Source organism: Bacillus sp. FSL W8-1143, from assembly GCF_037965155.1.
In the GTDB taxonomy this organism is placed as follows: domain Bacteria; phylum Bacillota; class Bacilli; order Bacillales; family Bacillaceae; genus Bacillus; species Bacillus pumilus.
The window spans coordinates 1,774,105-1,789,716 of the sequence record NZ_CP150182.1; the positions used below are offsets into that span (position 1 = coordinate 1,774,105).

Genomic DNA, 15,612 nt, shown 5'->3' on the forward strand with positions numbered 1-15,612 from the left:
TCCTGTTTATTTTCATGATCTTACCACGTTTTCTGTTATTTGAAAAGTCTTATTTTTTTACTTTCCCTCTTTAAAAAAGCGATAAACATCAGGACATTTATAGGACTGTTTCACTTCATGAAAGGTTTCAATTTTATTTTTTAATTTAAAAAAAGTGCCATGATCGAGGATCAGACACTTTTAGTGAACTTGTGATGTACGCGGTTTTGCGACAGCTTTTGTAAAGATTCCTGCAATACATATGGCGAATAACACAAAAATAAAGGCATGAAGCAATCCTACTTGATTGGCAAGCAGCCCTAATATAGGCGGTCCAGAAAGAGAGGCGGTGTAACCTGATAAGGTCACAATGCTGACGCGTTTCACGGCGTACCGGCTATCATCACCAGCTGCAGAAATGGTTAGCGGGAAGCCTAAAGAAGCGCCAAGTCCCCATAAAAAGATCGATATCATACATACCACAAGTGAAATCTTTAAAATGACCAAGAATAGTCCAGCAGCAGCTGATACAATCGCAACTCTTAGCAATAACACCCTGCCGAAACGGTCGATCAAACGTCCGCTGATTAATCTGCCGCTAATCATCCCGCATAAAAATAATGCATAGATGACGGTACTCATGGAATGTGAAACCTGGTATCCATCCACCATTGCAAGTGGAATCCAATCATTAGCAGACCCTTCGACAAACGCAAGACATAAGGCGATCATCGCAAGAGAGACCGTACGTTTATTCAGCCATGGCGTTTGAGTATCATCTATTGTATCTGACTGCGACTGCTTCTCATGCTGATCCATTCCAGTCCCATGCGGAATATACCGGGTACAAATTAGGATGCTGAGAAAGAAGAGAAGGGCAATGACAAGTAAATGAATCAACACAGAGATCCCTAGATGAATAAAAAGAATGCCAGCACCTGCTCCAATTAAAGTGCCAATGCTAAAGGAAGCGTGCAATATAGGCAAAATGGTTTTCTTAATCCTGTATTCAATTTCTGTCCCTTCTAGGTTCATCGCCACATTGCACATCCCTGAGCCTGCTCCAAAAAGAAATAGCCCGGCCGTGACGACAAAGATAGAAGAGAGGGTCGAACCAATAGCAAGAGTGGTGAATCCAAGAAACATCAAAAAAGCACTAATCACAATTGCCAATCGTCCGCCTTTTTTTCGAACAAATACATTTGAAAGAACAAGCCCAACAATTGAACCAACGGATAATCCGAGTAAAATGAGTCCCATCGTTCCTGTATTGGCTTGTAATAAATCTCTCACTTCTGGTGTCCGTGAAAACCATGTGGAAATGGAAATACCAGACATCGTGAAAATGATGATGATTGCTTTATACCACTTTAATTCCATGTAATCCCTCACATTTAAAGATGTATCTGTTACTGAACAAATCTACTCGATTATAAATGAGACGGGTCGATTCGTAAATAACCTATGGCAGGAACATGGCCAATTCTATTCAAAAGAAATCATGCCTTCACAAATTCTTCTGAAGAGAAGGTAAAATAAAGAAAAAGGGGAGGAGAGGATCAATATGAAAAGTGAGAAGGATAAAATGATCCAAGGAAAACATTATGTATCTAGTGACCAAACCTTGATCGCAGATCGTGAAAGAGCGAGACAATTGACCTTTGCATACCAGCAAACCAATCAGCCAGAAAAAAGAACAGCCATTTTATTAAAGGAATTATTAGGCGCTTGCGGAAATGATGTCGTTTTGAACCAATAGAACGTGCAAAAGGCATTGAATTTGGCAAGCCAGTCACCATTGGAAACCACGTCTGGATTGGCGGCGGTGTTATTATTAATCCAGGTGTCACCATTGGCGATTGTGACAAAAAGTGTTCCAGCAAACGTCGTGGTTGGCGGAAATCCTGCAAAATCATGAAATATCTAGATAAATCAAAATCTGGCGAATAAGCGAAGGATTTTGATTTTTCCTTTTTTGTCTCAATAAGATAAGTATACTTAGATTTGAGACATGAAAAATGTATTCGTTGTTTAACTTCCTAGAATATATATTATGTAAACTAATAAATGAGAATACAAGACATGTACAAGGGTCCATTCAGATTCCCCTTCGTGAAATGTAATATTTAAAAACCTCTACGTCCTTATTAAATTAAATTGGTCGTAAAGATCCTCGAGAACCTTTACAACCAATTTAATTTAATTTGTCTCATTCATTCCATTATTAATCCAATCATTAAAATCCTACAAATATTGCTCCTGCCCATGTTTTATATCCATTTGTATAAGTGAAATCATCACAAAATCATTATAGAACTGAGATAAAAATTCGCAGAACCTTTAGAAGTACTATTTAACTGTGCTGTAGTTCTCAACTAACAACAAAAGTTAGTTCATATCCTGCTGTTTAAAATCTTGTTGTTCAAAATGTTGGAGTTTATTCTGATATCCTACGTTATTATTACCCCAAAGCTTCTCGTAATCCCATCCTGTTAGCGCTTTCAAAACACTTCTTGTTTCATCATCAGCCTGTTCCATTGAACCATTATTCTTTAACCTATTAATTTCATTAATCATAATGGAATGGGTTTTCTTAGATAATTTAAATTTAAATGAAATAACTAAACTAATACCGACTAGCCCTACAGTTCCGAAAAACAGAATACCTACAATCCCATTTATTGCTGTCGTAGACTGTGTCGTCGCGCTTGCAACAAAACCACTTTCCTGTAAAATAACTCCTACCAAGAATGTGGCTAAAGCTGTAGTACTCTTGCGTGTAAAAGTCATAATACCTGCAAATATTCCTTCTCTTCTTTTACGAGTGACCATTTCATCTACATCAGGAATGAAAGTGTAAATATTCCATGGTATATAATATAATCCACTCTTTCCGATTCCTAAGATAACAGAGAAAGCATACAGCGCTATAATCATATAAGTTGGTTGTGTGAAGTATAAAAATATATAACCACTTATACATGTAATAATAGCAATATAAGATATTCTCAAAGATGGCGCAGGACCTATTTTAATCACGAGCCAACCAAACAATATTGTACATAACATTTGAAGTAATGAACCAATAGATAATAAATCGGCTGCGAGCACTGCATCTTTATTTAAAGAAAACACAACAAAGTAGACAAAGACAGCGTTTAAAATATCCATGGCCGTAAACGAACAAATATACATCGTGAGGTGCTGACGGAAACTTCTTATTCTAAAAGTAGATGTTAAGTCAATGATGACTTTTTTTATGGATTCTATAGCAGGTACTTTTTCTACATCATCAGGTTCTATCATGTCTTCTTCTATTTTACGTTCCCATGTTGTTCTATGTGTAATTAATAATGCCGCCATAAAAATAAAGGTGAAGATAATCCCATTGTAAAGAAAAACTTGAGGTGAATCTTTTCCGAATATTTCGAATAATCTGCCTGGAATAAAGGTAGCTAAAAATGTTCCTAGTCCTGAATAGATTAATCTTATTGTTGAGAGCTTGGTCCGTGCATTAAAATCATTCGTCATTTCAGCTCCAAGTGTTTCAAATGGAATTAATACCATTGCTGCAAGGAATTCTAACAAAATATAAACCGTTAAATAGTACCAGTAATTCATATCAGAAATCCAAAGAAGAGAATAAATAACCATTAAAGGGCTTCCAACTAGCAAAAAGAACCTGCGTCTTCCAAATTTTTTCCCAAGTTTTGTACGACCAAAATTATCAGTGATATGGCCCATAATTGGGCTTGCTATCGCATCAATAATACGTGCAATTGCAATAATAGATCCTGCTTCAACAGGGGTAAGACCACAGTATGTAATGAAAAAATATAACATCCATGCGCCTATTATAGCGAATGCTCCCCCTCCAAATAAATCCATTGTTCCATAACCAATATAATTTTTGAGTGTTAGTTTCCTGTTCTCAGTCTGCATTCTTATTTCTCCTTTCCAAGCCTACTTATAAATTTAAAAAAACATATAAAATAAAGATGTATGACAAGGAAAAAAATAAAAATATTAAACACCTGAATACGCCATAAAACCTCCATCAACAGGAATTGTCACGCCGGTAACAAATGCTGACATATGATCATCAACAAGCCATAATAGGGTACCAAGAAGATCTTCTGGCGTACCAAACCTTCTCATTGGTGTGTTCGAAATAATCTTATGAGACCTTTCTGTATAATCTCCTTCTTCATTTAGGAGAAGGTTTTTATTTTGTGAGGTTAAAAAGAAGCCCGGTGCAATAGCATTTACTCTAATTCCTGCCTCGGCCATATGAACAGCTAACCATTTGGTGAAATTTTCAATTGCAGCTTTTGCCGCGCTATAAGCAGGCACTTTGGTCATTGGAGAAGGGGCACTCATAGATGACATGTTGATGACAACTGCTCCCTTTTGATGAACCATATGTTTAGTGAAAATTTGTGTAGGAATGAAAGTCCCCATAAAATTTAAATCAAATACATTTTGCACACTATCTGTACTTAAATGAAAAAAAGTATTTAACTTAGGATTAGTAAGGTCTTCTGTTTGAAATATTTCGTTGGTTGTATTTGCACTTGAGTGGTTACCACCAGCTCCATTTATCAATATTGTACACATGCCTAATTCCTCTGTTACAATCTTCTCGGCTTGTTCAACACTCTCTTTATTCAGAACATCACATTTAATCGCAATCGCTTTCCCACCCATAAGGTTAATTTCTTCGGCTACCTTTTCGCCCTTTTCGACGGTTCTATTTAAAATAGCCACAGATACGCCATGTCTAGCAAGTTCCTTTGCCATGGCGCTGCAAAGTACGCCACTTCCTCCTGTTATGACAGCTACTTTACCAGCTAAATTTTTATTTTCTTGTATGTTTACCATGTAGCTTCCTCCTTTGCTTCTTTTCGTACAGACTGTTTATTTTTTAAAGCATCCCAAGCTCCCCACAAATACATAATTCCAAGTGCTCTATCATAAAGACCATATCCAGGCCTGCATTGTTCATCCCAAATGTGTCTTCCATGATCGGGTCTACAATAACCTTTGAATCCGCTTTCATTATAAGCGTGTATAATGGCTGAAATGTCTACTGATCCATCTTTTGATCGATGCGATGTTTCAACAAAGTCTCCGTTATCATATACACGTACATTTCTTATATGAGTAAATGGTATTCTATCAATAAATTCGTGAATCATAGAAACTAAATCATTTTCTAAGTTTGCTCCTAAAGATCCTGTACAGAGCGTTATACAATTGTATGGGCTGCTATTTATTTGTAAAATTTTTCTGATGTTTTTTTGGTTAGTTACTATTCGCGGGAGACCAAAGACAGGCCATGGCGGATCGTCAGGATGAATAGCCATTTTAATATCATGAAGTTCTGCAATTGGAATAACCTGATCTAAAAAATATTTCAAGTTGGCCCATAAATCATCTTCTGTTATATTTTTGTAGGCTTCAAACAGTTGGTGAAGGTGATTTAACCTCTCTGGTTCCCAACCTGGCATGGTTAAACTGGAGTTCTCACTAATTTTATTTACTAAGTCTTTCGGATCAATATCTTTAATTCGACTATGTTCATAAAATAGAGCTGTAGATCCATCAGAAAGTGTTTTATTTAAGTCTGTACGGATCCAATCAAAGACAGGCATAAAGTTATAACATATGACTTTAACACCCACCTTTGCTAGCTTCTGAATTGTTTTCTTATAATTTTCTATGTATCGATCTCTAGTTGGAAGTCCGAGCTTAATGTCTTCATGAACATTCACGCTTTCAACCACTTCAATATGAAGGTTATGTTTATCAGCTAATTTTTTCATTTCTAACATTCTTTCTATTGGCCACTCTTCTCCTGCGGGCACATCATGCAGTGCCCAAACGATTCCTTCCACTCCTGGAATCTGCTTTATTTGTTCCAGTGTGATCGTGTCGTTTCCTTCTCCAAACCATCTAAATGTCATCCTCATCTACCATCACCCCTAAAAATATAAGTAACAACCTATTTTTATTTAAAATAATTTGGATATTCTTTCTTCAATAATTCTTTATCAACAAGTGCAATTTTCAAATGCTCTTCCATGATTTTTTCAGCTTTATCAGCATCTTGATCTTGTATAGCTTTGAAGATATTTATATGTTGAGAAAAAATATTATCCCAATTATAATCTGTTACTAGCCTTAACATGCGACTCCTATTAAAGTGTACATTCATCTGTTGAATAACTAACCATGTTTTTTCTTTTTTACACCGTTTGAAAATAGTTCTATGAAACTCCTCATCTAATTCAAACATTTTTTTATAGTCTTTTTTCTTAACGCAAATTTTTTGCATACTTAAATTCATATCTAAATCATTAATCAACTCTTCAGAAAATTCCTGACAGGCTAGTCTAATCACTGCCTTCTCGAGATGTTCTCGCATAAACCGTGCTTCCTCCCCAAGGTTCAAATCAATTAAAGAAACAAATGTACCTCGTTGAGGATAGATACTTAATAATCCTTCTTGAGATAATTTTAAAAAGCTTTCTCTTACAGGAGTTCGACTCACATTAAATTGAACTGATATTTCTTTTTCAGAAATATTTGTCCCAGGTGGAAGCTTCAGGCTTAATATTTGATCTTTTAGCATATTGTAAACTTGTTCCCTCGTAGAGAGGTTTGGGTTTTTTAAATCAATATTCATTATTCTAATCCCCTTTCTCTAACATACTACCATACAAGTTCATTAGAATGGTAGACATTCATTTCATTTTTCTGAATATTTGTACTGTGAGCATTTGATAATTCCAACTATGTAAGCCATGATCAATAATAAAAGTGCGAGAGATTAAAAAGAAAATTCAAAAAACTATACAAAATTCAAAAAGGTTGAGTTATAATGTTTTTGAGCTACCATACTAGTATAACTAGAATATTAATAAGACTAACGGTACTCTGTTCTATCAGTTAGGTGAATCATTCAGTTTTTTGAAAGCGCTATCTCATTATTAGAAGTGAAAAATTATCTTCTTGCAGAAGGGAAAGATTTATATGTCCAACATCGCAATTATAGGAACTGGATCTATTGCAACTGCCCATATCGAAGCTTATCTTGCAATGCCTGAGATTAGTAAAATTGTAGCTTTAGCTGATATTTATCCTGAAAAAGCAATGTCTGCAGCAACAAAATATAACCTAGAAGCACGAGTTGTCGCTAACTACCAAGAGTTATTGAATGATCCTACTATTGATGCCGTTTCCATTTGTACACCTCCTTATATGCACGCAGCCATTGCCATTGATTTTCTTAAAGCAGGCAAACATGTCTTAGTAGAAAAACCTATGGCTTCCTCTCTAAAAGAATGTGACGAAATGATAAAAGCATCTATTGAAAGCCAGAAGCTTTTGTCCGTTGTTGCTCAAAACAGATTTATGACTCCCATTATGAGATTAAAACATGTCCTTGATCAAAACCTAATTGGAAAAATCGCTCATACTCAAGTCGATTCTTTTTGGTGGCGTGGTCATAGTTATTATGATTTATGGTGGCGCGGTACATGGGAAAAAGAAGGTGGAGGTTGTACACTTAATCATGCTGTCCATCATATTGATATGCTGCAATGGATGTTAGGATTGCCGACTGACATTTTTGCAGCAACTAGTAATACCTTGCATGATAATGCAGAGGTTGAAGACCTTTCTATTGCTGTACTTCGTTATGGAAATGGCAGCTTAGCACAAGTAACCAGTTCTGTGGTTCATCATGGAGAAGAACAACAACTGATTTTTCAAGGTGAAAAAGCTAGAGTATCTGTCCCATGGAAAGTAAATGCTCAAATAGCTAAAGAAAATGGGTTTCCTCAAGAGAAAAATGATGAGGATTTAGAAAATCGTATTCAGGAAGCTTTTCATCAATATCCGGAATTACTATTTGAAGGACATAAAGGACAAATAAATAATTTTTTAATGGCTATCAAGGGTAACCAGAAGCTGCTAATTGATGGAACAGAAGGAAGAAAAACACTAGAACTTATTACAGCCATCTATAAATCGGCTAACCTAGGTGTTCATGTGAAGCTTCCCCTTTTAGCAGACGATCCTTTTTATACACGTGAAGGAATGCTCGCGAACGTTAAGCATTTTTATGAAAAACAAAGCAGTGTAGAAAATTTTTCAGACGATACGATAACCGTTGGAGGAAATTACGAGGAAATATGAGTTTAACGTTATTAAGTTATAAGTATTAAAACTAGCTTGAGGAGGAACAATCATGCAGAAAAGTGATGGAATGAATTATGCTCCTAAGGGAAAAAGTGCCCCTGTCGTTACAGAAGGACAATTCGTCATGGCAGCTATAGGTCTTGATCATGGACACATCTATGCAATGTGCAATGGATTAACTGAGGCTGGGGCTACATTAAAATGGGTTTATGATCATGATCAGAAAAAAGTACAAGAATTTTGTAAAGCATATCCGGAGGTACAGATAGCCAAAAGTGAGAAAGAAATTCTCGAAGATCCAGATGTAAGGCTCGTGGCAGGCGCAGCCATTACATCTAAACGCTGTGATTTAGGGCTGCGTGTTTTAGATCATGGTAAGCATTACTTTACGGATAAATCCCCTTTTACAACGTTAGAACAATTGGAGCTTGCTCGTAAAAAAACAGCTGAAACGGGACTTAAATGGGCTGTTTATTATAGTGAACGTTTGCACGTAGAGAGTGCCGTATTTGCTGGTCAATTGATTGAACAAGGAGCAATTGGCAAAGTGGTACAAGTTCTTGGAACTGGCCCACATCGTAGTAACGTAGAAAGCAGACCAAGCTGGTTTTTTGAAAAAGAATATTATGGAGGTATTCTATGTGATATTGGTAGTCACCAAATTGAACAATTCCTCTTCTATTCTGGCGCAAAAGATGCAAAAGTTGTACATAGTAAAGTGGGCAATTATAAACATCTTCAATATCCAGAATTAGAAGACTTTGGCGATGCTACGTTGATTGCTGATAATGGGGCTACAAACTACTTTAGAGTAGACTGGCTGACACCTGATGGCCTTAGCACTTGGGGGGATGGGCGCACATTCATTCTCGGAACAGATGGGTATATTGAAATTCGCAAATACGTAGACATAGCAAGGGATAAAACAGGAGACCATTTATACTTAGTAAATCAACATACAGAGCAACATTTTTCTCTAAATGGAGAAGTAGGATTCCCTTACTTTGGTGAACTTATTTTAGATTGTTTAAACGATACTGAAAATGCTATGACTCAAGAACATACTTTTAAAGCTGCAGAACTATGCTTAATTGCACAACGAGACGCAATCTACGTAAATACGGAGTTTGAATTAAGTAAGATCTAAAAAAGTGAGGTGTTATTTTTGTTAATAACACCTTATTTCATTTAAAGGATAAAGAAACGATAAAATGTATAGAGGTGACTATATTGTCTACATTCCTAAGCGAAGATATGATGCTTAATCACGAAAGTTCAAAAGTTCTTTATCATGATTACGCGAAAAATATGCCAATCTATGATTTTCATACGCATTTAATGGCTGATGAAATTGCTACTAACAAAAAATATGAAAATATGACTGACATTTGGCTTAATGGAGATCACTATAAATGGAGGGCTATGCGATGGTTAGGCGTAGAAGAAAAATTCATCACGGGGAATGCAAGTGACAAGGAAAAATTCTTAGCTTGGGCCCAAACTGTTCCATATACAATAGGAAACCCTCTTTATCATTGGTCACATTTAGAATTAAGTCGTTATTTCAATATAAATGAGTTGTTCTCAGAAAAAAATGCACATAAAGTTTGGGATATCTGTAATGAGAGATTAAATGAAAGTAACATGTCCACAAATGGAATTTTAGAAAAATTTAATGTAAAAGTTGTGTGTACTACTGATGATCCAATCGATACTTTAGAATTTCATCAAATCATACGTAAAGATGTAGGAATTACAACTAGGGTCCTCCCTACATTTAGACCGGATCATGCTTTAAATATTGAACAATCAAATTTTGTGAATTATATAGAAAAATTAGGTGAATCAATCAACGGCGTTGTTTTAACATATGAAAACTTTATCGCTTCATTACATTCACGAATTGATTATTTTCACGCGAATGGATGCAGAATTTCTGATCATGGTTTTGAAAGTTTTCCATTTTCACCAGCTACTGAACAAGAAGTGTCTTCTATATTTGTACGTGCTCTGCAAGGAAAAACTCTATCCCTAGAGGATATCAATAAATTTAAAACAAACACTCTTATTCACCTGAGTAAAAAATATCATTCTCTTCATTGGATCATGCAATTACACATAGGTGCTTTAAGGAATAATAACACACGAATGTTCAAGTTAACGGGAAAAGATAGTGGGTACGACTCTATGTCTGACTTCCACCTAGCAAGACATTTAAATGGTTTTCTTAATGAATTAGACAAAGATAATCTTTTACCTAAAACGATCATCTATAATTTAAACCCCGTTCATAATGCGATTGTGGCCTCTACTATAGGGAATTTTCAGTCTTCTGATGCGAGAGCAAAAATTCAATTTGGATCCGGGTGGTGGTTTAATGATCAAAAAGACGGCATGCTAGATCAAATGAAAACATTATCTAATATAGGTTTGCTTAGCACTTTCGTAGGTATGCTTACAGACTCAAGAAGCTTTTTATCGTTCCCTCGCCATGAATATTTCAGAAGAATTTTATGTCATTTATTTGGGACTTGGATAGAAAATGGTGAGCTTCCAAGGGATTACGAATTTATAGGAAAAATAGTCAAAGATATTTGTTATAACAATGCCGTGAATTATTTTAACATTGAAATAAATGAGACAGTACCAATAAAAACGACTTAATAATACCGTAAGATATAAATGTTCTTTCCGAATAAAAAGCTCGAAAAAGAGTTTTCTCCTATAGAGAAAAGCTTTTTTTGACGAGCTTTTTCTAATCAATATCGGAAACTTATACGTTGTCTGAAAAGTCACCGAAATTTTCATCAAACTGCTGAAGATAAACTACCTCTTCATTCTTTAACAATCTGGTAGCTAAGTTTAAATTTATAATTGCATGTGATTCAGGACCATCTGCTGCTGAAAATAAGAAACACCGTTTGAGCTCTGTACCATATTTTAACTTTAAATTGAATGTAACAGCTTATTCTCTTTATCTTGTATCTTCCGATCATCTAAATTCATGCCAATACCAGCTGCTAACCTTTTTCTAAAATCATGGAAGTCACTGTATGACCAATGTGCTTCGCAATGAGTAAAATCCAATCCCATGAAATATTCCTCCATATTCTAGTCATTATCGGGTTATTTTGATTTAATCCCTGCACCACAAAGAGGTATGACGATTGTTTCTTTTGATTCCTTTTGATATTTCATGTAGCCAGCAAAATTGACTGCAGATGTCACTTCGACATAAAATCCTTTTTCACTCAGTTTAGATCGTGCATTTAAGATCTCATCTTCTTCAATATCAATAAACGTACCATTCGTATCTAGTACAGCTTCTAAAATTTGTTTGGAGCGCGCCGGGGCAGCAATGGCGATCCCTTCTGCTAAGGTCCCTTTATTCGTCACAGGTGCTGCTGATTTTTCTTCATTTTGATAAGCTTTCACAAGGGGTGCACAGTTTTTCGCTTGTACGGCAACGATTTTCGGTATTTTATGAATGAGACCATTTTCAAATAACTCTTTAAAGCCATAATACGCACCTAGGAGGAGAGTGCCGTTTCCAACCGGAATGATTAAAGCGTCAGGTGCTCCTTTTAATTGCTCATAGATTTCATAGGCGTATGTTTTTGTTCCTTCAAAAAAATAAGGGTTATAGACATGGCTTGCATAAAAAACGTTTTCATTGTCAACTGCCTTTTGTGCCGCAGCTGCAATGTCCTCTCGGGTCCCGTGAATTTCTTTAATCGTTGCTCCATGTGCTTTTATTTGAGCGACCTTTTTAGGAGAAGTGTCATCGCTTAGATAGATGTCACAGGCAATCTCGCAGCGTGCTGCATAAGCTGCAATCGCCGTTCCTGCATTCCCACTACTATCAGCAATCACTTTTGATACCCCGAGTTCCTTAGCCTTTGTCATCAAAACAGCGGCTCCTCGGTCTTTAAAGGATAAGGTCGGCATCATATAATCAACTTTGACATAGGTGTTTGGCTCATTAGGATCTAGAACGATTAAAGGGGTTTGACCCTCCCCCATTGTGACAGTTTCCCAAGTCTTAGAATCTTTTGAAAATGGCATGGTTTCAACATAACGCCATAATGAGTTTGGATAGTGATCCCAAGCTGCGATATCTATTTTTGGGGTATCTTTCACTAGGTTTAATACTCCATCACAATCACATCTCCATAGAGTTGGTGTCATCTCATACTTTTTCCCGCAATGGTTACAAATCAATTGATTCATCAATCATCAACCCCTTCAAATATTTTTTTATACGAAATATAATTTTTTATATAGAGTAGGCAAAAAAAGATCTTAAATATATGCAATGGCATCAATTTCAATTTTGAAACCAAAATGTAATTCATTCGTTGGTACAATAGTACGTGCTGGTTTATGTTCACCAAAAAAGTCAGTATAAACCGCATCAACTTTGTCCCATAAGTGAATATCCGAAATGTATAATGTCATGCGCAAAATCTTCTCTTTGTTACTTCCAGCAGCCTCTACAATCATCTCTACATTCTTAAGCGCTTGTAATGTCTCTTCTTCAATGGGGCCGAACTCTTTTTCTCTCGTTTCGGGATTGATGGCAAATTGTCCTGAAACATAGACCGTGTTTTGATGAATGGTTGCGAATGCATAGTGTCCGTTTGATTTTAGATTTCCTACTTCGAGTATGCTTTCCATTTTGACTCTCCTTATCTCGATTTATTTTTGATTTCATCCAAATAGCTATAGACGGTTACTTTGGAAATGCCTAACATAGAAGCGACCTTATCAACAGATCCTTTCATTAAAAAAATGCCCTTTTCATCCATGAATTTAATTAGTTCAATTTTTTCATGACGTTTCATGACTGGATGAACACTGTTTTGAATGATTTGTTGAATCAATTGATCTACTATTTCTTCCACATTTTCAAGATCATCATTTGATGTTGTTTCTTTCTCTGGAGCTTCCACTTGTGTAGAAAGAAAAGTATCCATAAATTGCTGCATTTGATTCAGTGCTTCAACATCAAAGTTGATACAGAAAGCACCAATCACTTTTTGCTTTGAATCACGTATTAATGAAGTCGAAGAACGAATCGTACGCTTATCTTCTGTTACAAATGTATAACCAGCCAGATAATCTTCTTTAAAATCTTCTGATTGTAATACAGTCTTTACTAGATGATCAAATGATTGGCCGATTTGTCTTCCTGTCACATGGTTATTTACTGTAAACATGACAGATGCTTGAGGGTTCGTTAAATCATGAATCACCACTTCACAATTTGGTCCAAACATTTTTGCTGTAGATTTTGCTAAAGGAATATAACTCTCTAATAAATTTTTAATATGTTCCATGCCTAAGCACCTCATTTTTTTATTCCACTAGATTATATAATTTTTTATATATAAAAACAATATATAGATTTATTTATATATCATGATGCTCACAAGATCATAAATGTGAAAATCACCATATAAAAAAAGCAGCCATTGACTGCTTTTTGCTTGTGCTCCTTTCTAATTGATTTCTTTCTGGATTCCATACAAAATGACGTCAATTCCCCACCTGAACCGTTCCATTGATACGGTATCACCTGCAAACATTTCTTCTTTTACACTATGAATGAAAGGAAAACGCGTTTTGTCTGCATCATGAAATGTTTTTTTAATGTCTGAAATCTGCGAAGAGTCATGTTTCTTCCAAGAGACCTTTTCGTAAGCTACCGAAGATACGTATAACAGCAATAGGTCTACTCCCCATGCAGCGGATGTAGATTTGATCCCGCCTTCATGCAATGCAGCGAGAATACGTTCGGTCAACTGAAGAAAGTTCGTTCCTTGTGGAATGGTGGAAAGAGAAATTTCAGCGAGACCAGGTTTTTCGAATAGCAGTAGGAAATAAGTATGCAATATGTCAAATAACTGTTCTTTCCATGTGCGATTCTCTGAATCTGGGTAAACCATTTGGCCGAGACCATAATCCAATACGTAAGCACTGAGTTCTTGAAAATTGTTCACGTAGACATACAAGGATGCAGGTCCCGTATCCAATGCTTTAGCCACCTTACGCATACTCATGCCCTCTATCCCTTGCTCCTTAAGAAGCTCATAGGCCGTTTTCACAATGAGCTCACGGCTTAAGGGCTCTTTAGCCGGCCGAGACCGGCGACTTATAATACGACGATTTGAATTGTTCATACTCTCTTTATAACATGTCAAAGTAAAATAGTAAATTGAGCATCAATCACCGTTTTCTTGAAAAGAATTCATCATATCTGCAAGCTTGACCGCAGCGTCTTTTGAAAAACACAGTTTTAAACTATTCTCCGATTCATGTGCCTTTTCCGATGAATATTTGTACATCATGTCTTCGTATTCCTCAATGGCCTTTTCAATATCATGAGGATGTCGGACAATAGCAAGTGCTAGCTCCCTTGCATCAAACATCGCCATGTTTACACCCTCGCCTGCGAATGGTGACATGACATGAGCTGCATCACCGATAAGCGTTACTCCTTTATGACGGTTCCATTTAAAACCGGTAGGAAGCGTATAAATCCGTCTTGGAATGATGGCATCTTCTGCATAACGAATATACTTTTTCAGCTGATCATCCCAATCACTAAATAACTCTAATAATTGTTCTTTTGCTTCTTTCGCTTGATGAAACGGTATACCACAAGTCTCGATCCAGCTGCGTTCTACCATAAGGCTTGCATACACTTTGATTCGTCCATCTCCGTTTAACTGCCCAATTATCCCTTTGTGATCAGCTAAAGCAAACATCTTACCACGTTTATTAAATTCAGCTAAATCAGGGTGGTTCGCCTCTACGCTTAGGACATTCAATTCCAGCATCGTGAGCCCAGAGTATTCAATCTCAATATCTGTTAACAGAGGACGCACACGAGAAAATGCACCATCAGCCCCAATCAAAAGATCAACTGTCTCGACAACTCCGTTTTCAAAATGAAGCTCCGTCATGCCGTTTTCTAATGAAACGCATCTTTCTAGTTTATATCCATATTTGATGTTTGCAGCATCAATTTGATCTAACAGCAGTTCGCACAACACACCACGATCAATTTCTGGACGAGTGCCTTTTTGATCTGATTCCGTTTCTTCATCTAAATAAATTCTTCCTGATTTATCAAGTAATCGGAAATCTTCTCCTTCATAACGGGCATTCCTTTGAAATTTCTCATAAACTCCTGCTTCTTTTAATGCTTTTTGGCCTGTTTCTTCGTGAATATCCAGTGAGCCTCCTCGTTCAAGACTCTTGTCATGCATCTCCCGTTCGTAGATAGTTGTTTGTATACCGTAATTTTGCAGAATTAAGGCGAGTGTTAGCCCCCCAGGTCCTCCTCCAATAATAGCGATTTGCTTTTGGTTCTTAGATAATGCCGTCATCGTATGCATCTCCTCATCTTTTATGGAAATCGTT

Annotated in this window: 15 protein-coding genes and 1 pseudogene; 5 read left to right on the forward strand and 11 right to left on the reverse strand. The window is 36.4% G+C overall.

From position 1 onward, the window contains the following. Positions 1–180: 180 nt before the first annotated feature. A complete protein-coding gene (locus tag NSQ36_RS08835) occupies positions 181–1,359 on the reverse strand; it encodes an MFS transporter (protein ID WP_253622574.1) in 1,179 nt (392 codons plus the stop codon). A gap of 205 nt (positions 1,360–1,564) precedes the next feature. Here NSQ36_RS08835 and NSQ36_RS08840 point away from each other — a divergent pair, with 205 nt between their 5' ends. After that, positions 1,565–1,738 (forward strand): maltose acetyltransferase domain-containing protein, encoded by a 174-nt coding sequence (locus NSQ36_RS08840; protein ID WP_249118362.1) that lies wholly within the window; start codon positions 1,565–1,567, stop codon positions 1,736–1,738. Beyond that, positions 1,729–1,897: pseudogene (locus NSQ36_RS08845) on the forward strand (acetyltransferase); the annotation flags it as partial. The gene NSQ36_RS08840 and the pseudogene NSQ36_RS08845, both read left to right, overlap by 10 nt. Before the next feature lie 470 nt (positions 1,898–2,367). Here NSQ36_RS08845 and NSQ36_RS08850 read toward each other — a convergent pair. The 4 genes from NSQ36_RS08850 to NSQ36_RS08865 all read right to left on the reverse strand — a co-directional run bounded on the left by NSQ36_RS08850 (position 2,368) and on the right by NSQ36_RS08865 (position 6,667). Further along, positions 2,368–3,921, reverse strand: coding sequence for an MFS transporter (locus NSQ36_RS08850; protein ID WP_137054576.1), 1,554 nt, complete (start codon positions 3,919–3,921; stop codon positions 2,368–2,370). Positions 3,922–4,005: 84 nt separating this feature from the next. Then, positions 4,006–4,860, reverse strand: coding sequence for an SDR family oxidoreductase (locus tag NSQ36_RS08855; RefSeq protein ID WP_137054575.1), 855 nt, complete (start codon positions 4,858–4,860; stop codon positions 4,006–4,008). Continuing rightward, positions 4,854–5,951, reverse strand: a complete 1,098-nt coding sequence (uxuA, locus tag NSQ36_RS08860; protein WP_339207226.1) for a mannonate dehydratase — start codon at positions 5,949–5,951, stop codon at positions 4,854–4,856. The genes NSQ36_RS08855 and uxuA overlap by 7 nt, the downstream gene beginning before the upstream one ends. Before the next feature lie 38 nt (positions 5,952–5,989). Then, on the reverse strand, positions 5,990–6,667 hold the full coding sequence (locus NSQ36_RS08865; RefSeq protein ID WP_339207227.1) for a GntR family transcriptional regulator: 678 nt from the start codon (positions 6,665–6,667) through the stop codon (positions 5,990–5,992). A gap of 347 nt (positions 6,668–7,014) precedes the next feature. Between NSQ36_RS08865 and NSQ36_RS08870 the strand changes: the two genes are divergently transcribed. The 3 genes from NSQ36_RS08870 to uxaC all read left to right on the forward strand — a co-directional run bounded on the left by NSQ36_RS08870 (position 7,015) and on the right by uxaC (position 10,848). Then, positions 7,015–8,181, forward strand: a complete 1,167-nt coding sequence (locus NSQ36_RS08870; RefSeq protein ID WP_137054572.1) for a Gfo/Idh/MocA family oxidoreductase — start codon at positions 7,015–7,017, stop codon at positions 8,179–8,181. Positions 8,182–8,233: 52 nt separating this feature from the next. Beyond that, positions 8,234–9,331, forward strand: coding sequence for a Gfo/Idh/MocA family oxidoreductase (locus tag NSQ36_RS08875; RefSeq protein ID WP_137054571.1), 1,098 nt, complete (start codon positions 8,234–8,236; stop codon positions 9,329–9,331). Positions 9,332–9,414: 83 nt separating this feature from the next. Further along, positions 9,415–10,848 (forward strand): glucuronate isomerase, encoded by a 1,434-nt coding sequence (uxaC, locus tag NSQ36_RS08880; RefSeq protein ID WP_137054570.1) that lies wholly within the window; start codon positions 9,415–9,417, stop codon positions 10,846–10,848. Positions 10,849–11,130: 282 nt separating this feature from the next. Here the strand turns inward: uxaC and NSQ36_RS08885 are convergent, their stop codons facing one another. From NSQ36_RS08885 to NSQ36_RS08910, 6 genes are all read right to left on the reverse strand, one after another. Further along, positions 11,131–11,277, reverse strand: a complete 147-nt coding sequence (locus NSQ36_RS08885) for a hypothetical protein (protein WP_251190478.1) — start codon at positions 11,275–11,277, stop codon at positions 11,131–11,133. A 33-nt stretch (positions 11,278–11,310) separates the two neighbouring features. Next, entirely contained in the window at positions 11,311–12,414 is a 1,104-nt protein-coding gene (locus NSQ36_RS08890; RefSeq protein ID WP_339207231.1) for a threonine synthase, read from the reverse strand. A gap of 72 nt (positions 12,415–12,486) precedes the next feature. Beyond that, positions 12,487–12,861, reverse strand: coding sequence for a RidA family protein (locus NSQ36_RS08895; RefSeq protein WP_050944882.1), 375 nt, complete (start codon positions 12,859–12,861; stop codon positions 12,487–12,489). 11 nt (positions 12,862–12,872) lie between these two features. Continuing rightward, on the reverse strand, positions 12,873–13,523 hold the full coding sequence (locus tag NSQ36_RS08900; protein WP_339207233.1) for a PAS domain-containing protein: 651 nt from the start codon (positions 13,521–13,523) through the stop codon (positions 12,873–12,875). Positions 13,524–13,685: 162 nt separating this feature from the next. Beyond that, a complete protein-coding gene (locus NSQ36_RS08905) occupies positions 13,686–14,366 on the reverse strand; it encodes a TetR/AcrR family transcriptional regulator (protein ID WP_335355818.1) in 681 nt (226 codons plus the stop codon). 42 nt (positions 14,367–14,408) lie between these two features. Next, positions 14,409–15,578, reverse strand: a complete 1,170-nt coding sequence (locus NSQ36_RS08910; protein ID WP_339207237.1) for an NAD(P)/FAD-dependent oxidoreductase — start codon at positions 15,576–15,578, stop codon at positions 14,409–14,411. Between the last annotated feature and the right edge of the window lie 34 nt (positions 15,579–15,612).